The organism is Pseudomonas sp. CGJS7, from assembly GCF_036961695.1.
Window position 1 is genome coordinate 84,305 of the sequence record NZ_JBAMDI010000009.1, and the last position, 20,441, is coordinate 104,745.

The 20,441-nt window shown below is 62.3% G+C and carries 19 protein-coding genes and 1 tRNA gene; 8 read left to right on the forward strand and 12 right to left on the reverse strand.

Annotated features, from left to right (window positions below):
- Nucleotides 1–35: 35 nt before the first annotated feature.
- The 5 genes from V7787_RS08345 to V7787_RS08365 all read right to left on the reverse strand — a co-directional run bounded on the left by V7787_RS08345 (nucleotide 36) and on the right by V7787_RS08365 (nucleotide 3,910).
- Entirely contained in the window at nucleotides 36–881 is an 846-nt protein-coding gene (locus tag V7787_RS08345; protein ID WP_336087128.1) for a hypothetical protein, read from the reverse strand.
- Nucleotides 878–1,102 (reverse strand): hypothetical protein, encoded by a 225-nt coding sequence (locus V7787_RS08350; RefSeq protein ID WP_336087130.1) that lies wholly within the window; start codon nucleotides 1,100–1,102, stop codon nucleotides 878–880. Before V7787_RS08350 ends, V7787_RS08345 begins: the two co-directional genes overlap by 4 nt.
- Nucleotides 1,099–2,898 carry a hypothetical protein gene (locus V7787_RS08355; protein WP_336087132.1) on the reverse strand — a complete coding sequence of 600 codons (1,800 nt, stop codon included), beginning with the start codon at nucleotides 2,896–2,898 and terminating at the stop codon, nucleotides 1,099–1,101. Before V7787_RS08355 ends, V7787_RS08350 begins: the two co-directional genes overlap by 4 nt.
- Nucleotide 2,899: 1 nt before the next feature.
- Nucleotides 2,900–3,175, reverse strand: a complete 276-nt coding sequence (locus tag V7787_RS08360; protein WP_336087134.1) for a helix-turn-helix transcriptional regulator — start codon at nucleotides 3,173–3,175, stop codon at nucleotides 2,900–2,902.
- Between the two features lie 99 nt (nucleotides 3,176–3,274).
- Complete coding sequence (locus tag V7787_RS08365) at nucleotides 3,275–3,910, reverse strand: hypothetical protein (RefSeq protein WP_336087136.1); 636 nt, start codon at nucleotides 3,908–3,910, stop codon at nucleotides 3,275–3,277.
- A gap of 39 nt (nucleotides 3,911–3,949) precedes the next feature.
- On the opposite strand from V7787_RS08365, the gene V7787_RS08370 reads away from it, so the two are divergent.
- Complete coding sequence (locus V7787_RS08370) at nucleotides 3,950–4,141, forward strand: hypothetical protein (RefSeq protein ID WP_336087138.1); 192 nt, start codon at nucleotides 3,950–3,952, stop codon at nucleotides 4,139–4,141.
- A 201-nt stretch (nucleotides 4,142–4,342) separates the two neighbouring features.
- Here the strand turns inward: V7787_RS08370 and V7787_RS08375 are convergent, their stop codons facing one another.
- On the reverse strand, nucleotides 4,343–4,528 hold the full coding sequence (locus V7787_RS08375; protein WP_336087139.1) for a hypothetical protein: 186 nt from the start codon (nucleotides 4,526–4,528) through the stop codon (nucleotides 4,343–4,345).
- Nucleotides 4,529–4,674: 146 nt separating this feature from the next.
- Here V7787_RS08375 and V7787_RS08380 point away from each other — a divergent pair, with 146 nt between their 5' ends.
- The gene (locus tag V7787_RS08380) at nucleotides 4,675–4,890 is read left to right on the forward strand and encodes a hypothetical protein (protein ID WP_336087142.1); all 216 of its coding nucleotides are present in this window, start codon (nucleotides 4,675–4,677) and stop codon (nucleotides 4,888–4,890) included.
- Nucleotides 4,891–4,909: 19 nt separating this feature from the next.
- On the opposite strand, the gene V7787_RS08385 is transcribed toward V7787_RS08380, so the two are convergent.
- Both V7787_RS08385 and V7787_RS08390 read right to left on the reverse strand, forming a co-directional pair.
- Nucleotides 4,910–5,431 carry a DUF3489 domain-containing protein gene (locus V7787_RS08385; RefSeq protein WP_336087144.1) on the reverse strand — a complete coding sequence of 174 codons (522 nt, stop codon included), beginning with the start codon at nucleotides 5,429–5,431 and terminating at the stop codon, nucleotides 4,910–4,912.
- A 10-nt stretch (nucleotides 5,432–5,441) separates the two neighbouring features.
- Nucleotides 5,442–5,672 carry a hypothetical protein gene (locus V7787_RS08390; protein WP_336087146.1) on the reverse strand — a complete coding sequence of 77 codons (231 nt, stop codon included), beginning with the start codon at nucleotides 5,670–5,672 and terminating at the stop codon, nucleotides 5,442–5,444.
- A 494-nt stretch (nucleotides 5,673–6,166) separates the two neighbouring features.
- Between V7787_RS08390 and V7787_RS08395 the strand changes: the two genes are divergently transcribed.
- On the forward strand, nucleotides 6,167–7,105 hold the full coding sequence (locus V7787_RS08395) for a hypothetical protein (RefSeq protein WP_336087148.1): 939 nt from the start codon (nucleotides 6,167–6,169) through the stop codon (nucleotides 7,103–7,105).
- Nucleotides 7,106–7,516: 411 nt separating this feature from the next.
- Here the strand turns inward: V7787_RS08395 and V7787_RS08400 are convergent, their stop codons facing one another.
- Nucleotides 7,517–8,188, reverse strand: a complete 672-nt coding sequence (locus tag V7787_RS08400) for a YoaK family protein (RefSeq protein ID WP_336087150.1) — start codon at nucleotides 8,186–8,188, stop codon at nucleotides 7,517–7,519.
- A gap of 265 nt (nucleotides 8,189–8,453) precedes the next feature.
- Here V7787_RS08400 and V7787_RS08405 point away from each other — a divergent pair, with 265 nt between their 5' ends.
- Complete coding sequence (locus V7787_RS08405; protein WP_336087152.1) at nucleotides 8,454–8,921, forward strand: hypothetical protein; 468 nt, start codon at nucleotides 8,454–8,456, stop codon at nucleotides 8,919–8,921.
- Nucleotides 8,922–8,994: 73 nt separating this feature from the next.
- Here V7787_RS08405 and V7787_RS08410 read toward each other — a convergent pair whose 3' ends face one another.
- Complete coding sequence (locus V7787_RS08410) at nucleotides 8,995–9,603, reverse strand: DUF416 family protein (RefSeq protein ID WP_336087154.1); 609 nt, start codon at nucleotides 9,601–9,603, stop codon at nucleotides 8,995–8,997.
- Nucleotides 9,604–9,605: 2 nt separating this feature from the next.
- Nucleotides 9,606–14,528: an RHS repeat-associated core domain-containing protein gene (locus V7787_RS08415; RefSeq protein ID WP_336087156.1), complete on the reverse strand. Its 4,923-nt coding sequence runs from the start codon at nucleotides 14,526–14,528 to the stop codon at nucleotides 9,606–9,608.
- A gap of 710 nt (nucleotides 14,529–15,238) precedes the next feature.
- Here V7787_RS08415 and V7787_RS08420 point away from each other — a divergent pair.
- Nucleotides 15,239–15,862, forward strand: coding sequence for a response regulator transcription factor (locus tag V7787_RS08420; protein ID WP_336087159.1), 624 nt, complete (start codon nucleotides 15,239–15,241; stop codon nucleotides 15,860–15,862).
- A 268-nt stretch (nucleotides 15,863–16,130) separates the two neighbouring features.
- Here V7787_RS08420 and V7787_RS08425 read toward each other — a convergent pair.
- Nucleotides 16,131–16,207 (reverse strand) — tRNA-Arg (locus V7787_RS08425).
- Nucleotides 16,208–16,459: 252 nt separating this feature from the next.
- Between V7787_RS08425 and ubiA the strand changes: the two genes are divergently transcribed.
- The 3 genes from ubiA (at nucleotide 16,460) to V7787_RS08440 (ending at nucleotide 20,218) form a co-directional block, all read left to right on the forward strand.
- A complete protein-coding gene (ubiA, locus tag V7787_RS08430) occupies nucleotides 16,460–17,323 on the forward strand; it encodes a 4-hydroxybenzoate octaprenyltransferase (RefSeq protein WP_336087161.1) in 864 nt (287 codons plus the stop codon).
- A 138-nt stretch (nucleotides 17,324–17,461) separates the two neighbouring features.
- Nucleotides 17,462–19,513 (forward strand): CshA/CshB family fibrillar adhesin-related protein, encoded by a 2,052-nt coding sequence (locus tag V7787_RS08435; protein WP_336087163.1) that lies wholly within the window; start codon nucleotides 17,462–17,464, stop codon nucleotides 19,511–19,513.
- 171 nt (nucleotides 19,514–19,684) lie between these two features.
- Complete coding sequence (locus tag V7787_RS08440) at nucleotides 19,685–20,218, forward strand: Rid family hydrolase (protein ID WP_336087166.1); 534 nt, start codon at nucleotides 19,685–19,687, stop codon at nucleotides 20,216–20,218.
- Nucleotides 20,219–20,441 lie beyond the last annotated feature (223 nt).

Consider the following 20,441-nt stretch of genomic DNA (forward strand, 5'->3'; position numbering starts at 1 on the left):
CGCGAGAGACATTGATGGCCGCCCGCGCGCTAGCATCACGCACGCATCTCGGCGTCAAGACGAGCACGCGCGGCTTCGCGGGCCTCGTGCGGAATCTTGATCTCATGCGTATCTTCGGAACCGCCGTAACGAGCACGTCGCTGCGCCACGGTGTAACGCGCGATAATGCCGATGAAACCCGGAAGCTCAGCTTCTAGCTCCGTTTCGGCGACAAACGCTTGGCTGCAACAGATGGCGTGCTCGGCCTTGCGCAGCAGATCCGGAAGTTGCTGGAGTTCGGCTTCGATCGCAGCGATGCGCTCCTGTACTTGGTTCTGCGCGGCAACGACGACCTCGAACTCCGCCTGCCGGCTCGGAAGGCTGATCACGTGGTCCTCGCTATCGCTGTCGATCAGTGCTTGCGTGGCCGCGGCGCGTTCGGCTTCGATCTCGGCGTGGAGGCTGTCGGCCCTGCGCTGAAGTTGGTCAGTGCGCGCACGCGCTTTTGCCACATCGGCTTGCAGCGCCGCCCTTCGTTCGGTGAGCCGTTGCAGCTCGGCCTTGTCGGCCTTCAAGGAGGACGGCGCTTCCACCCGCCAGCGCAAGTCCCGATGCTTCAGGCTGAGCGTGTTGAGGGCACTCTCGCGGTCGCGAAGGTGCGCGAGGGCGCGATTCGACTCGGCGAACAGCGACTGCTCTTGCGCGGACCACGTGGTGGAGTTCGATCGCCGCTCCAGTTCATGGTAAGCGCGGGCCGATTCGCTGTAGTCGGTCTGGGCCTGCGTCAACAATTGCTCGGCTTCTTTGAGCTGAGCGTCGACTTCGTTGAATTCCGCGCACAGCTCGTCGTAGCGGGACGGGTTGGCGTTCTTCTGCTTCTTGGCAAACGGATTGAGCTTCACAAGTTCTCCAGGTAATTGCGGTACTTCGGGTCAAGCAGCCAGGGATTGGCGGCATAGAGGCGTGCGGGCAGCACGTAGGCGAGGTAAGCCAAGGTTTCGTAGGGCGACGGCGCGGTGGTACGCGGATTGGGTTCGGCGCGGCGTAGCGCCGGGGCGTAGTCGATGACCTGCGCCGCTGGATTTGCGGGTGGGCTATCGCGCGGGTCGGTGGGCTTGGTCACGGTGACGCTCCTTTGCGGGGGCGGGAGGGGCGGTGCGCCCCCGCTTCGGCGGCGTCCAGTTCGTCTCGGGTGGTGTCGGCCGGCGCCGACACTGGGTATTCGCGGTCCGCGCGCCCGTCCGGATGGCGCGCGATCTTCCAGACCGCGCCATCGCGGGTGTGGCCGCGGTGTTCGATCTCGATGCCCTTGGCGCGATAGGCCGGGGCGACGCGGCGAAGCTGGTCGCTCAGGCCTTTAGGCGAACGCGGCCAAGCGGTCCGGTCGGGGCCGCAGAGGTGGCCGAGTTGTTCGTACAGCGCGCCGGCGGTGCCGACCCACGGCAACGCTTCCCGGCGCAGCAGCTTGTCCAGCGCTTGGGCGACCGGGTTGCCATCGAGCGCGCGGTCAATGCCGGCGCGGACCAAGTCGGCATAGCGGGCCTGGAATGTGCCGGGCGGCAGGCCCAGTCCGCGCACGACCGCTTCGCCCAGCCGCTCGAAGTCGGCCATGCGTTGTTTGGATGGAAGCTCGATACCGGGCAGGTAGTTCAGGACCACCGCGAACAAGTCGAGCAGGCCGGTGAACACCGCGGCGCGATCCTGTTCCCAGGCGGCCCGGGCATCGGCATCGTCTTTTCGCTGGCTGGCCGAGATGGGCGGCACGTCGAGATGCACGACGCGATCGATCAGGTCGGGGCGGGTGGCGATGACCGCGATGCCGTTCATGACGACCGGTCGCTTGGTCTGAAGGACGTGTTCCTCGCCGTTGGTGAACAACTGCCGGGCAGCAAACCCGCCGCCGGTCGCCAGCGTGCACAACGCATCCTGTTGCTCGGGCATCAGGCTCGACAGGTTCTCGTAGGACACCAGCCAGTTGTTGGCGGCGGCGACGAAGATGTCCTCGACGGTCTTCGGTCGGCCGCGCAACTGCACCTTGTTCGGATCGACCAGGTCGCGCAGCACCGACTGCGTGGTCGACTTCGCCGAGCCCTGTTCGCCGATCAGCTCCAGCAGCGGGAACGGCGTTTCTGGGCGCAAGCAATCGAACAGCCACGCCAGCACGAGCGGCCGGTCCTCGGCGCGGACATTAATATGGTCCCAGAGGCGATCCAGATCCCGGCCATCCCAGAGGTGCCGATTCGGAATCGGCAGCGCGCGCATCGCTGGAGTGCGGACGAACAGCACGGGCGAGGTGTCGAGCAGTTGCCAGCCGACCTCGCCGATGTGAACGACGCGCCAGAGCGGATCGCCCAGGTCGAGGTAGTAGCCGTCGTCGGTACGGGCGGCGCGCAGATGCACTTGCACGGACTCGCCTTCGTGAATGCCGGCGGCGGCGAGGGTAGCCAGCGCGGCCTTGAGCAAGGTGTCCTGCAAGCCGGCTCGGCGTTCGGTCCACCACAACGCGCGCAGCCAATCGGCGAAGCCGGACGAATGCACCCGCCACACCTGCCGATGGTCGTCCATGGGAATGACCGCGATGGCTTGGCGGTCGGCGTCGTGAAACAGATCGCAACGCGATCGCGCCAGCGCGACCAACTCGTCCAGTGCGGTCAGGTCGCGGTCCGATACGGCGGCGGACTCATCGCGGATGGCGCGTTCCAGTTCGGCCAGCGGCAGACTCGGGTTCGCCTTCTTGGCACGGCCGCGAAGCCGGACGAAGGCGCCACGGTCGAGCGAGCGCAGCTCCGCCCACGCCGACACGACCGAGGGCGCGAGGACGGCACCGACATCCTCGGCGGAAGCCGCGATGGCAGTTTCGATTTGCTGTTGCAGATGCGCCGCCACCTCGGCGCCGGCCGAATCGGAATGCAGCGACATCTCAGCGAACGCCCTCGTCGGAGGGGGTGATGCGTTCGCCGTGGCGGGCGAGCCACGCCAGCACGTCGGCTTTGCGGTAACGGATGCGGCGGCCGATTCGGGTGTAGCTCGGGCCTTCACCGCGACCGGCGACGGCTTCCAGCCACGCCACGGTATAGCCCAGGCCGGCGGCGGCGGTGCGGCGATCGAGCAAGGCCGCGTCGGGAGCGGTCCAGAACAAGCGGCTGAGTTCGGTTTGCCGCTGCAAAGCGTGGCGGCGGGTAGTGCGGGCGGTCATGGCGCTCCATCGGGTTCTGCCGGGGGAAGCGGCAGATTAGGAGCGGCCCTTCAGGGATCGTGGCGAATGCCAGAAAAATTCTGGCATGCCATTTTTCTGTCAGTGCCAGCGTCGGGTGGGTATTTCTCGCCCGGCGCGGTGCAGAGCATCCGAGACCGCCTTGCGCGAAGAGGAGAAACCTTGGACATCCGGCCCGAACCACTTCTTCGTCCGAACGTCGATGGCAAGGCCAATCTGCTTGGCGTTGGGGCGATCGGCGATGCGGTAGGTCTCGGGTGCTGCTTCGGCGAGCAACTCCGCCATTGCGGCGATGACGATGTCGCGATTCAGATCGGTAGCGGCATTCGCACGTGACCAGTCCGCTGAGCGGCTCTTCCGGAGGGGTACTTCTTGAAGTTCGCTGAATCCGATCTGCGTAAGCCAGAACCGCAGGCTGTGCTCATGAATCGCAACGCGTCCTTGTCCAAGCAGATCATCCAAGGACGTGCTGCTGGTCGACTCCTTGCCCAACGCTGCGCCTGCGCCGGAATCTGACCATTCCAGCCGTCCATCCCGGAGAGCGCTGATCAGGGCCGAGCGCTTGACTTCGAAGATGTCGTGACTGGCGTACATCGAGTCCAACTCCTCGAGCGAGATCCCGCTCCAGAGCGCGACGGCGTAGTCGATACAAACGGTGCCAGCCAAGTCGGCTTGGTCAGCGTGAACGGGCGAAGGCGAAGTGTCTGCGGAAGTCATCGTCGATCCTGCGGTGGGGGACTCGTGACGATGGTGACGATGACCTTCTGGTACAAGCCCGAATGGGCTATCGATTTTTCGTTCTTCGCAGCTAAACGCAGGTCCAGATACAACATCACCACCATCACGACCATCACCGATTGGTGCGGAACGGAAAGTTTGATAGCGCATTTGGTAACCCAAGGCTACGACAAAAAACGCAATACCAAGGGACGGGCAAGACCGGTGTGATGGTCGTGACGCTCGTGATGGTGCATCCGGACCTGCGACTAAGGACGAAAACGAGAACCACGGGCCGCCGGCCGATGCAGTGATGGTCGTGACGGTTGTGATGGTGTATCCCGACCTGCAACTACGACCGAAAACAGAAGGTCGCCCGCCCCGGCAGCACTTCGCTGCCGGAGCTATCTGGGCGTCGGCCCCGGCGCGGCGTCAGCAGCCGAGCAGGTAAGCGTTGCGTAACTTTAGGGCGGCATCGGCCTGCGCGGCGGACAGGCCGGCGGCGACGAAGACGGCGCGGAGTTCGGCGTCGTCGGACGCTTCGTTGTTGCTCAGCTGGTCCTCGACGAAGGCGAGCAGCACGGGCGGAAGGTCAGCGAGCAGGAGGTCGGTGCGCATGGCGGGATTCCGTGGTCGGGACCGCATGAACGCTTCCTTCTTCTATAGAATCAAGAAAAGTGCCGGCCGTTCTGACGCCAGCCGCGTTCCTGGACAGCTAACGGACAGCAAGCCGGCGCCCTATCCAGAGGCTCTTGGAGTTGGCCATGGTCGATTGGTGGGCAATCCTGGAAGACGAGCCGGAGGCCAACCCCGCCAACTGGATCGATGGCGTTTATGTCGGCCCGGCTATGGCATTGGTGATGCGGGCTCGGGCGCGCCATGAAGCAATGAAGGACGCGCACGACAGGGCGCTGCGTGACCGGCGCAGAGAGCGTGATTCCGTAGCGGAACCAAATGCCGATGACAGCGAGCCGGGCTAAGCCCGGCCCGCCGAAGGGGTCACTCGGTGGCGTTGCCGGCTGGCGTGGCCTCCGTCTGGATGCGGTACACCCGCTCTTCCTTTCCTTCCTTAGTCGAGGTCAGCGGATAACCCTTCTTGCGGACAGTGCCGGCGAAAAAGCCACGCACCGAGTGCGCCTGCCAGTTCGTCGCTGCCATAATCTGCGGGATGGTCGCGCCCTCGGGGCGGCTGAGCAGGCCAACGACCAGATCCAGCCGGTTCTGCTTGGGCGCAGCGGTCGGCGGGGGTGTGGCGTAGCTGACATGATCCCCGTTGTCGCCGCCAGCATGGCCGGCGTCCTGCGTTGCGTCGGCGGGCCGTTCGTATCCGGCGGCCGCCCAACCCGTCTCGGTCAGTCGGTAGCCCGCGTCGTGCGGCTCCACCAGTTCGTTGCGCAGCAGCCCGCGCATGACGCTGGTCCGCGCGCCACCCTGCAGGTTCTCGGGGTAGCGGTCGACGCGCCCCTCGGTCTCGACGGCAAGCAGGATCAAAGCGCGCTGGTTGTCGGTAAGGTCCGTCATGGTCTTCTCCTTAGTCAGCCAGTACTTCGCGGATGGCGCGCTGGATGTTCACCTCGCCCTTGGCGATGGCCATAATCAGATCATCGGGCAGGATTTCGATGGCGTGGATGGCGCGGCGCTCGACCTCGCGCCGAATCAGTTCCGGCCAGTTTCCGATGGTGTCGAGCTTCTCAAGCGCGAGGCGATTGTTCCGCTTCATGCCGTTGAGGTAGTCCTTCAGTTGCTGCGTCTTGTGTTGCATGGCAGGCCTCCGTGGCCGTCGTTGGGTGACGGCATGAACGCTTCCTTCCGCGAGGAATCCAAGTGGATTACGCGAAGAAGAGCGAACCTTCTCGAAGGCAGACAGGTGTCCGACAGGATCGTCGTGGCCGGTGGCGCTAAATCGGCCAATTGGCCGATTTACGAGTTGGAACTCCGCGACGCAAGGCATTCAGAGCAAGAGCTTCCGCAATGATTCCTGGCAGCGGGAAGCGCTTCGTAAGTGCAAGCCAATCCAGCAGGTGCGAACCTTTTAACTGCAAACCTAATTTGCGGTTTTGACGCTAGCGAGGTTTCGCGGCTCGGCCCCCCGCCACATCTGCCACCCGGGAAGGACCCGCGATTTCTGGCCGAGCAATGTGAGGTGCGTCAACGCCGCTGCGGCATGCCGAGATGGGATGTGTCTGGCGGCGGCCTCGCGCCGCACGTGCGGCCTGTGTCGCCGCGGAGAGGGAAGAGAAAACAGCATCCTCATGCGTGACATATGGCACGGATTTTAATCCGGACAACAAGGTCTGCTTAGCGCAGTATCGCTGCCACTTCGATGTTCCCAGCATCTTGGCCGGATTGTCCGAGGCGCTGCGTTTTTACGCAAGTAAGCTCACGGAAGCTGGGGGAAACGCCATGAAGGCCATGTTCGTAGCCACAGTCCTTACTGTGTTTTTCTGCAACCAAGCACCCGCCCAAGACGTCGTCGTAGCACCTCAGCAGCTCGACACTCCGACTACTCCGGTCGACACACCGCCGAACGCTCAGGCCGAGATAGCGCGTATCACCACGCCAACAGCCGCTACCGACGCCGTCCTGCAGATCGCGTTTCCAGTGTTGGCAAATAAGAGCGTGACTTGCGGCGCCGACACCGCAAAAGAAAAAAAGCTCGCGATACTGAATGATCTAGCGAATCATGAGGTTGAGTTCAACTACATAAGGATTAACGATGAGACGTCAGTGTCCTTTATGCAGGAGTTGCTCAGCGGAAAAGGGCAGGATCTTGTTATTCAGAAAGATCATAGATCCTATAAGTTCTACAGTGCGGGTTCCGACTTAAAGAAACTCGGGTTTCTGATTCGAATCGAGGCTCGCTTAACGACGTTGACGGCGAATGTCGACATCAGCAGTTTGTTTGCAATGGGGATGGCCGCGAAGCTTGGGCAGACTAAAGGCAACCTAAGCGTAAGGGTCTTTGGACTGACCGGCAAGCCAATATACGACTTGCTTCCGTCTCCTTCGGACTTATCCGAAGGTTCGATTCAGTCTGCGATCGAAGCTGTCGCGCTCATCAGGTCAAAGATCTATGACGAAGGCGTAATCGTCATGCCTCAGGAGCTCAAAGACCTTCCCTCTGCGAAGAAGGCTAGCGAAGAAAAGGGCACTGAGCCAAAGAAGTCAAAGCGATCTTGGTGCTGCAGAACTTGATAGTCCTCAATCTTGTTGCGTCCGCCTCATGGTGGTGACGCACAGTGATCGGCATGCTCGGAAAAGACGGGGCAGCCCGTAGCTGAGGGGGCAGCTGAGGTGCTCTGGAGTGGATCTAGCAATCGCGCCGCGTTCATGGCGCAGCGCGATCAGCATGCCGACTAGCGGTAGAGGCACGCTCGCCATGCCGGCATGAGGCTGGCCCAGATTCTCGCGACTGCGCTTAGATGCCTGCCTCTCGTTTTCGCGCTTAGTTCAAGGTCGGGATACACCATCACAACCGTCACGACCATCACAACGGCGGCTTCGCCTCGTTGCTCTCGTTTTTCGTTCGTACGTCCAAGTCGGGATACACCGTCACCACCATCACAACCGCACCAGTCTGCAAGGACGCTTGGCCCTCCGATTCGACTACCGCTGCCGCTGCAACTGCAGTTGTCGATAGGCGGCATAGCTGAAGCCAGCACTTCCGGTCAGGACTGCGGGAACATAAAGAGCGCGGTAGGAGTACGCTTGGAAAAGCCAAACGCCGACGATGCCACCGGCGAGAAAGCTGAGAATGATGAGAAGGCAAAGAGAGGCTCGGCGGGTTCCTACTGGAAGGCCCCGTATCCAATGGCCAAGCGCCAACCCTAAGTCAGTAAAAAGACCGGTGACATGAGTGGTGCGGATGATCGCACCACTATAGGTGGTGACCATGCCGTTCTGAAGACCACATGCGGCAGCTGCCAGAAATATTCCAGCCAACCATTGTCGTTCGAGCATTGGCACCGCTGCTGCCAGCATGGCGGACTCGATCGCCAAGGCTAGGCCGTAGCGTCGGCCTAACTTGAGGGTGCCATTCTGGATGATCAGGCCACTTAAGGTGGCGCCGCCCAGGAAAGCTAGCGCGAGTGCTGCCAGTTCCAAAGCCATCGCTGTTCGTCCCTGGCCGATTGCCATACCTAACAGAGTAGTGGTACCAGTTAAATGGGTAACGGCCTGGTGCTCATAGCCTAGGTAGCCTACAGCGTTGATCATGCCCGCCGTGGCTGCGAGTGCGCAGGTTCCAATCCAAACCCAACGTGGTAGTGCGATGCCCACCGTCCATCTCCGTGCAGTAAGGCTTCAATAGCTTGGCTCTCTGATGATAGATGTGCGCCCCGATAACTTTCCAGATAGAAGAGGCTTCTTCCGGCTTCAGGTATCCGCCATTTTTGATGTGGGCGCCTATCTTCGCTCTCTCGCTTAGTGTCGGGTCGGAATACAGCGTCACCAACATCACAACCATCACAGCTTCGCGAAAGCGCTTGAGCTCCTGCCGACCTGACAGCATCGTGTTCGTCGGATCACGAAGGCAAGCTGCGAAATGAAGAACACGAAGCGCAATCGGAAGCGGCGAGCAGTGCGCTCACCTGCCGCCAGGGCTGGTGAGCGCGGCACGCTGGAGACCAAGCTGCTTAAGATCTGCGCCGACATCGGCTGGATCTGCGGATGGCGTGAGGAGCGACAGGAACGGACGCAGACGGCGCGCCCATCGTCGCGTAAGCGGATCATGCTGGGCCGCGCGCTGGCCGCAGACGCGAAAACGCAGGAGGGCGAGGTGTTCAGGCCCGTCGAGGTCGCGTTCGTATCGAGTGGACGAACCGCCTACGCCCCAACCGAGCCGACAGCCGGAGCGAGCGACTTCGCTGACATGGTCATCGACTTGCAGGATGAACTAACAAGGCTGATGCACATCGGCATCGGTGCCAGTCAAACGGTTGACGCGCTCGGCAGAGTGAGGGCGCGTTCGCTTGGCCGACCTCTGTACGAGCGGCGGCGAACACTTCTGTAGTTGCCGTATTAAAAAAGAAAGGCCCCGTCGCCGGGGCCTAGTTTCCAGTCGATAAGTCAACGGCACAAATTGGTCAACCGTCGCCATCCATTGTCTTAATAAGCCTCGAAAAAAAAACTTCCCCCGCTTGTACGGAGCGTCTCCGAGCCGATGGCAGATCCTCTAAATTTGCCTGCCAAGCGTACTCAAGATCAGCCTTCTGAACAGAGAGTTCTTCGTCCAGTAAAGGGTGGTTGTCAACGTAAGTGGATGGTATGAATCCCGTTGAGTCAGGCAAGCGATTGATGAAATTATCAACTGAGTCGTAGGCTCTTTGCGCTGCCCATGCCGCGTCTCTCGGGTCTTGGCTGGATAAACTTCTTATCGCATAGATCAATGCGGCTGCAGCATCATCGGCTTGCGCTGAAAAGTGAGCGGGGTCGTCTTCGTCAGGGATAACGCGTTGAACAAAATTAATTTGTTCAACGCCTTGCGTATTTTCATTTGATGAAGGAGCGGGATGTGAAATCCCTCGCCAAACAAAATTCAATGCCTTGTTAACAACTTCAACGGCTGCAAGGTTAGCGCCAGCGTGATGTCGAAAAAAGGGCGTAAGCCTTTCTGCCGTCATTACGGCGAATAAGCTGCGGCGAATACTACTCATCTTGTTAAGTTCAGTTGTTAGTAGATCGAACTGGAACATGTTTACCACTCGGCTCTTGTTGGGCTGACGATTGTTCCGCCGGAATTAACGACTTCTCGCTGGCAAAGGGGGCACATAGGACGAGATACCTCTAGGGCCTTCGGAGTTAGACCGTTGTTCAGCGCATGCATAATATTCGTCACTTCGGCATGAGCTCCTGGCAGCTTAGCTGCTACCTCTCCCGGACCCAGCAGGGCGCGTTGGGCAGGAGTGAGGTCTCGGGCACCACCGCCGAAGATAGTAACTCCTTCGGTAGTTTCCAGCCCAGCGGTAGTTCGCATATTAGCTGCGATTGGGTCCAAGCCAGCATGGACTTCTGCAACCCTAGCAGCTAGCGAAGGTTGGGTGACCGGTTTTGGCGCTAGGCCGCCTGCCATACTGCCTGCACTTCGCGCAGTTTCAGCAATAATTAGCGCACTACCAAATTTGTAACCTCCCTGCTCTACAAGGCCTCGGCCAGGGCCCAAATAATCGCAGCTCGGATCGATATTTGTTCCGTAGGGATCCACAATGGCATGTGCTACTGGTGCAATTGCATCATGCAATGCCTTGCCGGCACCTACCCAAAAATTCCCCTCTTCGGGTGGGGCCTGTAGACCATATTTGTCTGCATTTCGATTTGGGCTGCCGGCTACGTAAGCGAAAGTGCTTATGCCGCCATATAATCCAATGGGATCGCTTTGGACATAGCGGCCGGTCGCAGGATCGTAGTCGCGGAAATAGTTATAGCTCAGTCCGGTGTTAGGGTCGTAACGTTGCCCCGGGAAGCGCATGTTGAACACAAACGGAGTACCGTCCAAGTCAGCATCTTGATTCGGCGGCGTGCTGCCAAACACCTCACTCTTGGCGTCCCAGGTCCAGATCGCAACGTTACGCGTCGGATCGATAACCGAGCGCGGTGTGCCGAGGTGATCCGGCTGCACGTACATCGTTGACGGATTCGTCCCAGCACCGACTAACAGACCCACCGGCGCACCGCTCAGCCAGATCGCCTGCTGGATCGCAGCGCCGGTACTGTCGTAGTCACCGACCCACTGGCCAACTTCGTCGTACAGTGTGTAAATCGTGATCGGGCCGGTGTCGGTGTTGATTGCGGCCACACGTTCACCGAGGGCGTTGTAGCGGTAGCCCATCTTGACTGCACCGCCCAGCTTGACCTGCTTCATCCGGTCGTTGGCGTTGTAAACGAACTCTTTCGCGGTGCCGCCGATGTTGGTGGTATTGCCGACCGCGTCGTAGCCCCGGCTGACCGGACCAATGCCGTTCAATCGATGGCTGTTGCTTGCGTAGTTGTAGTTATCGGTGATCCCGGTACGCAGCAGGCTGGTGCGGTTGCCCGTCGTATCGTAGCCGTAAGTTTCCAGCGCGGTATTGCTCGGGCCGTCGCGGGTGACCGTCAGGCGGCCCAGCGTATCGTAGTCGTACTTGGCTTGGGTCGCGGTGTTCTGACCGTTCTTCAGTTCGACTAGCTCGCCCACGGTGTTGTAGCCGTAACCCAATGACAGGCCGCCAGTGGCCGGGTCGAACACGGTCTTCGGGCGGTAGTCTAAGTCGTAGCTGCGGCTCAGGGCGCGGCCGTTGCCGTAAGTCCAGCCGGTCACCGGTCCGAACGGTTCGTAAGTAGCGTTGTTCAACAGCACCGTGCGGCCCAAGCCCGGTGGCTTGATTCCGATCTCCCTGATCTTCCGCTGGGTATCGCGGACGTAATCGACAACCGTGCCGTTGGGATAGGTCATCGTCCGCAGATCACCGGCGACGGTGTAGCCATAGCGCAGCAGGAAGCTCTTGCCTGCGACGATCTGCAGCTTGCGCACGATTTGACCGAAACGGTCGTAGCAGTACTTCAGCTCAGTGCCGTCCGCTCGCATGGCGGTCACGCGACCCACGGCGAAGGTTTCGCCCGCCACGCATTCGGCGTTGACGGTGTCGTAGTCGTATTCGACATCGACCGGGCCGGTGGCGGTGTAGAAGATCGCCTTCGGCCGGCTGAGTGCGTCATACGTGTAGCGATGCGCGGCGGGGTCGTTGGCGTCCTTCTTGGTTGCCAGCAAGCCGACGCTGTAGGTGTAATCGGTGACACCGGTGTCCGGGCTGGTCAGCTTGGTGAGTTCGCCGAACCCGTTGTAGTGGTATACGGTGTCGAGCCGCTTGGGGTCCTTGACCTTGGTGATCTGGTCGAAGGCGTTGTACTCCAGATTGGTCTCGGCTTTCAGCCCCTCGGCATCCTGCAATACGGTCCTCAGGCGATTGAGCGGGTCATAGGCGCGATCGGTCTTGCGCAGCAGCGCGTCGGTCACGCGGTCGGGATTGCCGCTCTTGTCGTAGCGGAAGCCGGTGGGGTTCTGCGAGGCGTCCTTGACCGCTTCCATTTGCCCCAAGGTATTGAACACCCGCGACAGCGTGCGCTTGAGCGTCCCATTCGCGGTCTTGATGTCCTCCTGCTTGGGGTTGCCGGCTTCGTCCAGCGTGTAGCTGAGCGTATTGCCGGCGTTGTCCGTGATCTTGGTCAGACGTTCGGCGGCGTCGTAGACAAAGCTGGTGGACACGTTGCCCGGTAGGGTGATCTTCTTCACCAAGCCCGTCGGCCAGTGCTCGACCCGGGTGATGCGGTCGTCGGTCTCCACGGCATTGTCGTCGCCACGCACCTTGCTCGCGGTCAGCCAGCCGCGCGGGTGATATTCATAGTCGGTCACGACCCCGTTGGCGTCCCGCACCGAAAGGGGCGTCCCGAAGGGGCTGTAGTTCAGTATCTCGGTGGTACCGCCCAGTGCATCGACACGCTGGCGTAGGTCACCTTTACGGTAAGGGCATGCGCCGTCCGGAACCGAGCATGTCGATGCGTCGCTGGTGTAATACCCGAAGGTCGTAACATCATTGACGTCGGTGCGCGGACCGTCGCTGGACTTCACCGCACCGACCGTGGCGCAGGCCGTGCCCGGAGCGGACAGATCGCTGTCCTCGCAGTAGTTGAGTGTGGCCACCCGTTGCTCGGAGGTTTTCGGGTCCTTGCGGGTTACCGTCAACAATTGCTGCCGACTGTTGTATGTAAAGTCAGTCTGCTGCACCAGCGTGCCGGAGGCGTCCTTCACTTCTTCCCGTTTGGGCCGTGAGGTTCCAGCATCGAACGTGGTGATGGCTGTGCGCTCCAGCACGTTGTTGAGGGAGGTCTGCACCGTGGAAGAGGTATCGCCATACTTTGTGACGACGGTTAGACCCGCGTTGTTGGACTCGGTAACGGTATCGTCGTAGTCCGTATAGGTCGTGGTAGTGGTCAGGCCGCCAATGGTCTCCTCGCGTACCGGTCGACGACGCGTGGTCGATTCGAAGTTAGTGACCTCTGTTCTACCGCCCGGGAAGGTCACCGTGGTCTGGGTCGGCGTGTACGCGTAGCCGTGTTCGACGGGGCCGTTTACCGAGCCAATCAGCCGGCTGAAGTCATCGTAGCGGTATTCGCGCAGGTGATCTCCGCTCTCCAGGATGGAGGTCAGCAGGGTGGTGCCGGCTTTGTAGCCATACTTGAACAGTTCGCCGCTGTCGTCGGCGACGCGCTCCAGCAAGCCGTCGGTCGAGTGCTGATACGTGATGAGGCGCCCGTCCGGCATAACGGCGGCCGAGACCTTGTGCGTGCGTTTAAGATCGGTGTACTCGTAGACGTATTGGATAGCGCGGCCTCGGTGCTCCGCACGCTCGAGGCGGTCCAAATGGTCGTAGCGTAGAGCAACGGTCTCGCTGCCGTTGTAGGTGATCTGAACGGGCTTGGCGGTGTTCTTCGGAGTCGGTGGACGGAAGTCGATCGACAGGCCTGGAAACTCGACGCGGATCATTCGTGCCCCGCCCGGGGTGTAATACAGCCTCATACCTGCGGAGCGATTGTCCCGGCTGCGATACATCTGCGTGCCACCGTCACGGCCAGCGGATACGGTCAGATTGGTTTGCTTTCCGTCGGGCGTGGTCAGGACGTAGTCGTAGCCGTCTTCGGACCTCATCAGTAAGTATTCATACGGCCCTCGCCAACCGAGTCCGTAGCTGCCGCCCGAGTCGGTCGAGTTGTACGTGCGAGTAAGGCCTAGCGGGCCGTGCCCAGCCGCGTCGGTCGCGGTTTCATGTTTGGAGCCGCGGGTTATGTCGCAAGGGTTGCCCTTGAGCGGGCCGCAGTGATTGGGCTGTCCGATCAGCTTTGCGGTGCGCAGGCTTCGAACGGACCATTGAAGATGGCTGAAGTTGCCATCGCTGTTGGGAGGGCCGCTGCGATCGACCTCTATGCTCTGGGGTAGGCCGACAAAAAGGGGCGGGTCCTTGAAAAAGAGGCCGTCCCGGTTCTCGACATTGTCGTGATTGGTGATGCGCTGCTTTGAGAATTCCGCGTCGCTGAAGACCGTCGCTCTGTCTAGCCTGCATTCCTTATCATTACGCTCGAACGCAGTGATTTTGTTGCTTCTTCTTTGGGAGTCGTACGGATCATCTCCCATCGCATCCCATGCCCCCAGTTCTATGATGGGCGCGCATGCATAGTTGTATTCCCCCCACCAGAACGTGAGGTAGTGCTTGTAAGCGACCTCAGCCTCAGCCTCGGTCCTAAACCACGCCCAACCGCGTTCCCATTGGCCGATTTCGTTCTTCTTCAGTACAGAGACTTGGTACTGGTGGTCTCCCGGATATGTCTGAAAGCGGCTTCCTTTGTACTTGTATTCCGCGCGATCCGTCTCTCCGATGTAGGAAACCTCGCGCAACGTGTCGTTCGTGGGAGACGACGCCCAAAGGTATTGCTCGGCCGCGCCTCGGCTGGTGAACTCTTTCGCTTCCAAGACATTGTTCGATGAGTCGTAGACGGTCAGATTCCATTTCCATGGCACGACGTCTGCCAGAGACGGGCTGGACCAGGCCGCGCAAAGACTAAGTGCGAGCGCAAATCCTTTCGTTTTCATGAAGTCTCCTTCAGGGTGTTCATTTGGTGCTTGCTCGTGAGGACGAATAGCCACCGATGGTTTGGCGGCAAGACGATGAGAAGAAATCTAGGAGCCGTGACTAGTAGCTGGAGCTATCCACGGCGGATGAATGCGTCGAAGGCCGACGGTGGCGCTCCCGGAACAACGAGATGAGAGTCGGGTGGAGATCTGTGTTCAGCCAGTCCCGGAATTTCACGGGCGGCGCTGATGCGATTAGTGGCAAGTCCATTTGCATTGCTCCTTAGCTCGCTCTTTATAGCGAAAGAACGTCGCTTCTGATGCGACATCCGGGGTGTTGGATGCCCAATGGCGCGGTAGGCATCCCATAGGCTCAAGATGCGTCGACGCTTATCTGTGCTTTCGTTCAGTTAATCCCGTTCATGTAAGGCGGTGTAGGTGCGCGCGCTGTGACGGGTCGTAAATTACCGCGCGGCTTGAAAGGGGTCTCACGAAACATGCTCGAGGAGGTGAAGGCCGATACGAAGGTATCAGTGCGCTCAGCCCATATCTGTAGGATTTCCCTGATTCGTCGTGGACATTTGTCTACGCGCACATAAGCGGGTGTCCACACATTGTCGCTCTACGGCCACATTTGCATCGGCGGCGCGCACTTTCGAAATGATTGTGTTGCAAATGGCGAGATGAACTCGGCTAAGTCGCCTCCCAGGACGAGGTGGTCGAGGGAGTCGATGATTCGAGTGTTTGTTGTGGACGATCACCCGTTGGTGCGGGTGGGGCTGCGCTGGCTGCTAGAAGCGCAAGCGGATATTCGAGTGATTGGCGAAGCCGCCACAGCGAGCGGCGCGATAAACGCGATTCCTGATGCTGTCCCTGACGTTGTCCTATGCGACTACCAGCTTCCAGATGGCAGCGGGCTCGAACTGATCCGGCAATTGCTGAAGCACGACCCGGCGATGAAGATCCTGATGGTGTCGATGGTCGACGGTGGACCCGTGCCGCGCAGGCTACTAGGGGCCGGTGCCCTGGGTTACGTATCCAAGGCTCGCGATGGCGCGGTGGTGGTGCGGGCCGTGCGCGAGGTCGCGCAGGGCCGGCGCTTTCTGGACGATGCCTTGGGCGGTCATCTCCTATTTGAATCCTCGCCCTTCGAGCGGCTGAGCGGGCGAGAACTGGAGATCGCGATGCTGATGATTCAGGGTAAGCGCAACTACGAGATCGCGGAAGCGCTGAATATCGCCGGCTCGACGGTGCGGACGTTGCGGGCACGGCTGCTGGCCAAGTTGGAGGTGCGCGGCGAGGCCGCGTTGACACGATTGGCGCTGGAGTACGGGCTGGTGCGAGGGCAGGGGTAGGGGTTGGAATCGCCAAGGCCGGGCAATGTCCGAATCCAACCGCGTTTTGGAGTGCTCGCAAATCCACCTTGTTTTTGGCGCTTTGCGCACACGAGCGTTTGGTCTCAGGACCAACCGACTGGAGAAAAACGGGGTGGAGAGAGAGGGAAGTTGGTGGATTCGTCCATTTTTACCGAGAGCCAAAACCAAACGCCCCTCGCAAAGGCCCGCCAGTAACGGGGCTTGCAGAGGGGCGTGCGGACAGCGGAGAGAGTTTTCCGCTAGAAGCTGGCGCGCCTGGAGGGATTCGAACCCCCGACCAATGGCTTCGGAAGCCACTACTCTATCCGGCTGAGCTACAGGCGCGTTGTCGGTGCGCACGAGGGTGTCGTGCGGCCGTGCATTCTAACGGAAACCGGCGGTTTGGGTGACTCTGTGTTGCCGACGGGCGCCAAGAGCCGGGAGAGGCCGTCGCCTGGGCCGCCCGAAAGGCCCAGAAGCCAAGCGGGGTAAGGCCCGGCGGCTTCCGGGGCGAGGCCGCGCCGCGCCCGCGCGGTACTCTATGCGTCTATGGAACACGCTCATTCCCCCCTGCCCGCGCCGGATTGGCGGCGGCGGTTGTCTCTGTATTGGAAGCTGACCCGCGGCGACCGGCCGATCGGGTGGCTGTTGCTGATGTGGCCGACCTGGTGGGGGCTGTGGATCGCCGCCGAGGGCGTGCCGCCGCTGTGGACGTGGTTCGTGTTCAGCGCCGGGGTGTGGCTGACCCGGGCGGCGGGCTGCGTGATCAACGATTACGCCGATCGCTGGCTCGATCCGCATGTCGAGCGCACCCGCCATCGTCCGCTGGCGACCGGCGAGGTACGCGGGCGCGAGGCCTTGCTGGTGTTCGCGGCGTTGATGTTGGCGGCGTTCGCGCTGGTGCTGACGATGAATCGGCTGACCGTGCTGATGAGCATCGTCGGGGTGGTGCTGGCGGCGAGTTATCCGTATCTCAAGCGCTATACCTATCTGCCGCAGGTGTATCTGGGCATGGCCTTCGGCTGGGGCATCCCGATGGCGTTCGCGGCGGTGCGCGGCGAGGTGCCGGCGTTGGGCTGGCTGTTGTATGCGGCCAATATTCTGTGGTCGACCGCCTACGACACCTGGTACGCCATGGTCGATCGCGAGGACGATCTGAAGATGGGCTCCAAGTCGACCGCGATCCTGTTCGGCGAGTTGGATCTGGTGGCGATCGGCGTGCTGTATGCGTTGATGTTCGCGACCTTGTACCTGGTCGGCGTGCACGCCTCGCTCGGTGTCTGGTATTACGCCGGGTTGGCGGTGGCCGCGGCGTTGGTGGTGTACGAGTTCGTCATCGCCCGCCATCGCGAGCGCGAGCCGTGCTTCCGCGCGTTTCTGCACAACCACTGGGTGGGGCTGACGATTTTCGCCGGCTTGGCGTTGGATTTGCTGTTGCGGGCGCGGGTCGTGGCGGCCTGAGGCGGACGGCCGTGTGAATCCGGCCTTTGCATACCTTCGGATAGGATCCAACACGCTTTTAGTGCATTTGCAGCCGGCCCCCACGGGCCTGGCCCGCATGCGCGCACGCAGCGCCGTCCTACCGAACCGAGATTCGCCATGTCCGCCATCGCCGCCCTGTCCGCTTCGCGCCGCCGCTGCGCCGGTTTCGCTCCGCTCGCGTTGATGGCCCTGGCCGCGGCGGCGACGTTGTTGCCGCAATCGGCGCAGGCGCAGTTCGCTACCGGCGGTTCCGGCCGATTCCGGCCCAATATTCTGTGGTTCGACTGGGGTACTCAACCCAACAACATTCCGCAGAGCGGCACCTCGGTCACCAACACCTTCACTGTGTCGGGCCAGGAGCTGCGGGTGACCTGCTCGCTCAGCAACATCAGCGGCGGCGCCTCGCCGTCGTTGCGCATCTACCGGCCGGGTGGGTGGAGCGGTGACGGCCTGGACGATCTGTACAACATCGGCGGCACCGGCACCTCCAACACCATGGACATCGGTTTGCGCAATCGCGTGGACGGGACCACGGTGGACTTCAACTTCGCCTGTTCGGCCACCATCGGCGCGCCCGGGCAGCCCAATCCGCCCGCGTATCAGCTCGATGGCCTGGTCGTGGCCGACGCCGAGCAGTCCTCGGGCAGCGAGTATCTGCAAGCGACGATTCCCACCACCAACGGCGGCCTGAGCACCAACTGGCGGATCATCGACCGCTTCCGCAATACCGCCTGCACCAGCGGCACGCCGACCACGCTGACCAACAACACCGGTTCCAGCACCTTGCGTTTCGGCGCCGCCCCGTTCTGCGCCAGCGGCCCGATGGGCGTGGCGTTCATGGAGAACGCGACCAGCGCGCAGGTGCAGTTCCGCGGCGGCGGCGGCTCGGCGGTGGCGCTGGGCGTGTTCATCGTCGAATCCACCGAACGCGGCGACGCGCCGGCCAGTTACGGCGACCCGGTGCATCTTTCGCAGTTCACCTGGAGCGGCGGCACGCTGACGCCGGGCACCACCACCGACATCAACGCCAACAGCTTCACCCTGGCCAGCCTGGTGCCGCCGAGCACGCGCCTGGGCACGGCGCTGGATTCGGAGGCCAACCCGCAGTACTCGGTCAACGCCGACGGCGACGATCTGACCGGCACGCCGGACGACGAAGACGCCTTCGCCGCGCCGCTGGGGACGGTGGTCGCCTTGCCCGGGCAGACCTACACCTCGCCGGCGATCGCCTGCACCGGGCCGGGCACGGTGCGCGGCTGGATCGACTTCAATCGCGACGGCGATTTCAACGACACCGGCGAGCAGTCCAGCAACAGTCCGACCTGCACCGGCACCACCACCGTCAGCCTCAATTGGACGGTGCCGGCCGGGGTGCAACCGGGCTTGAGCTACATGCGCGTGCGCATCGCCAGCAACGCCGCGCAGATCGCCACGCCGACCGGCACCGCCAACGACGGCGAGGTCGAGGATCACGTGCTGACCCTGGCCAACGCGCGCGTCACCGTGACCAAACAGGTCGATGCGCGCGCCAATGCCGCCGATCAGTTCACCGTCAGCCTGCTGCAAGGCACCACCTCGCTCGGCAGCGCCAGCACCAGCGGCACCGCCACCAGCGCCACCACCGGGGCGATCGCGCTCAATTCGGGCGTGGCCTACACCTTGCGCGATGCGCTCAGCGCCGGCACCACGCCGTTCGCGCGCTATCAAAAATCGCTGGCCTGCATCGCCAACCCCGGCAGCGGCGGCGCCGTGCCCGCGCCCGGCGCGGCCACCGGCAGCGGGCCGGTCGACTGGAGCCTGACCCTCAACCCGGGCAACGATCTGACCTGCACCATCCGCAACCGCGCCAGTCTGAGCAGCCTGCAGATCAACAAGGACGACGGCGGCCAGACCAGTTACACCCCCGGGACTACGCGCAATTACGTCATCACCGTGCGCAACAACGGGCCCGATGCGGTGGTCGCCGCGCAGGTGACCGACCCCTTGCCGAACGGGGTGACATTGACCGGCCCGTGGAGCTGCAGCGCCAGCGCCGGCTCGGCTTGCAGCGCCGGGACCGGCGGCGACGCCGGCGGCAGTTCGGTCAGTTTGACCGTGGATCTGTTGTCGGGCGGCACCGCGACGATCACGGTGCCGGTGCGCTACAGCGAGAATCCCGGCGATTACTGATCGGCGTTCGGCGCCCGGGGCCGGGTGAGTCCGGGCCCCGGCGGCGTCCGCCGTCGGGGCATCGCGGCCGAGGCCGGCGTCGCGCGGCACTGCGCGAAACCGCGATTGCGGGCAATGACCGGCGCCCGGCGTTAGCGTGCAATGGACGCTCTGTCCTCAGCGAGTACCGCCATGCGCCTGTCCGCTCTGCATCCGCTGTTCGCGCCGATGGTGTTGGCGCTGCCGCTGTGGTTCGTCATCGGCGCGGCCCGCGCCGAGGGCGCCGCCGCGCCGACCCGCGAGCATTACGCGCCGCCGGGTTGGGAAAGCTCCTATCACGAGCTTCATTACTCGCCGGTGGTCAAGATCGGCGACCGGGTGATCGTCTCGGGCATTCCGGCGCTGGAAGGCGCCGACGACGAGGCCAAGGCGCGCGCGCTGTTCCGCGAACTGCAGGCGCATCTGCGCAGCGCCGGCGCGGAGCTGGAGGACGTGGTGGAGTTGCAGAGCTTCCATGTCGCCCGCGATCACGACGAATTCCGCAAGCGGGCGGAGGTGGTGCTGAAGGTGCATCGCGAATTCTTCAAGGACCACTACCCGGCGTGGACCGCGGTGGCCACGCCCGCGCTGTTCTCCAAGAACGCCAGTTTCGAGCTGCGCGCCGAGGCGGTGATCGGATCGGGGAAGCGGCCCAAGGCCGATATCGCGGCGCCGAAAAAGCCTTGATCGATCCAGCGGCCGCGTCGGCGGCAATGTGGTGAACCTTCGCGCAGTGCGCGTGGATGCGTCGCGCGCGGGCGACGACCGGGCTAGCCGCGAGCGAGCCGGCAGGCGCGTTCGCGCTGGTGTTGAGGCAACGCGCCTGGCCCGAACGCCTGTTCATTCGCCGCGCCGCGAACGCGCGCGATGACGCCCCGCGCTGGCCGCGCCGCCCATCCTGCGACTAATG

Coding starts and splice junctions, on each gene's coding strand:
- V7787_RS08375 (WP_336087139.1), bottom strand. CDS start 4,528: ATGCGCACCGACCTCCTGCTCGCTGACCTTCCGCCCGTGCTGCTCGCC.
- V7787_RS08360 (WP_336087134.1), bottom strand. CDS start 3,175: ATGACCGCCCGCACTACCCGCCGCCACGCTTTGCAGCGGCAAACCGAA.
- V7787_RS08410 (WP_336087154.1), bottom strand. CDS start 9,603: ATGTTCCAGTTCGATCTACTAACAACTGAACTTAACAAGATGAGTAGT.
- V7787_RS08390 (WP_336087146.1), bottom strand. CDS start 5,672: ATGCAACACAAGACGCAGCAACTGAAGGACTACCTCAACGGCATGAAG.
- V7787_RS08355 (WP_336087132.1), bottom strand. CDS start 2,898: ATGTCGCTGCATTCCGATTCGGCCGGCGCCGAGGTGGCGGCGCATCTG.
- V7787_RS08370 (WP_336087138.1), top strand. CDS start 3,950: ATGACCTTCTGGTACAAGCCCGAATGGGCTATCGATTTTTCGTTCTTC.
- V7787_RS08420 (WP_336087159.1), top strand. CDS start 15,239: ATGATTCGAGTGTTTGTTGTGGACGATCACCCGTTGGTGCGGGTGGGG.
- V7787_RS08435 (WP_336087163.1), top strand. CDS start 17,462: ATGTCCGCCATCGCCGCCCTGTCCGCTTCGCGCCGCCGCTGCGCCGGT.
- V7787_RS08415 (WP_336087156.1), bottom strand. CDS start 14,528: ATGAAAACGAAAGGATTTGCGCTCGCACTTAGTCTTTGCGCGGCCTGG.
- V7787_RS08440 (WP_336087166.1), top strand. CDS start 19,685: ATGCGCCTGTCCGCTCTGCATCCGCTGTTCGCGCCGATGGTGTTGGCG.
- V7787_RS08380 (WP_336087142.1), top strand. CDS start 4,675: ATGGTCGATTGGTGGGCAATCCTGGAAGACGAGCCGGAGGCCAACCCC.
- V7787_RS08405 (WP_336087152.1), top strand. CDS start 8,454: ATGAAGAACACGAAGCGCAATCGGAAGCGGCGAGCAGTGCGCTCACCT.
- V7787_RS08365 (WP_336087136.1), bottom strand. CDS start 3,910: ATGACTTCCGCAGACACTTCGCCTTCGCCCGTTCACGCTGACCAAGCC.
- V7787_RS08385 (WP_336087144.1), bottom strand. CDS start 5,431: ATGACGGACCTTACCGACAACCAGCGCGCTTTGATCCTGCTTGCCGTC.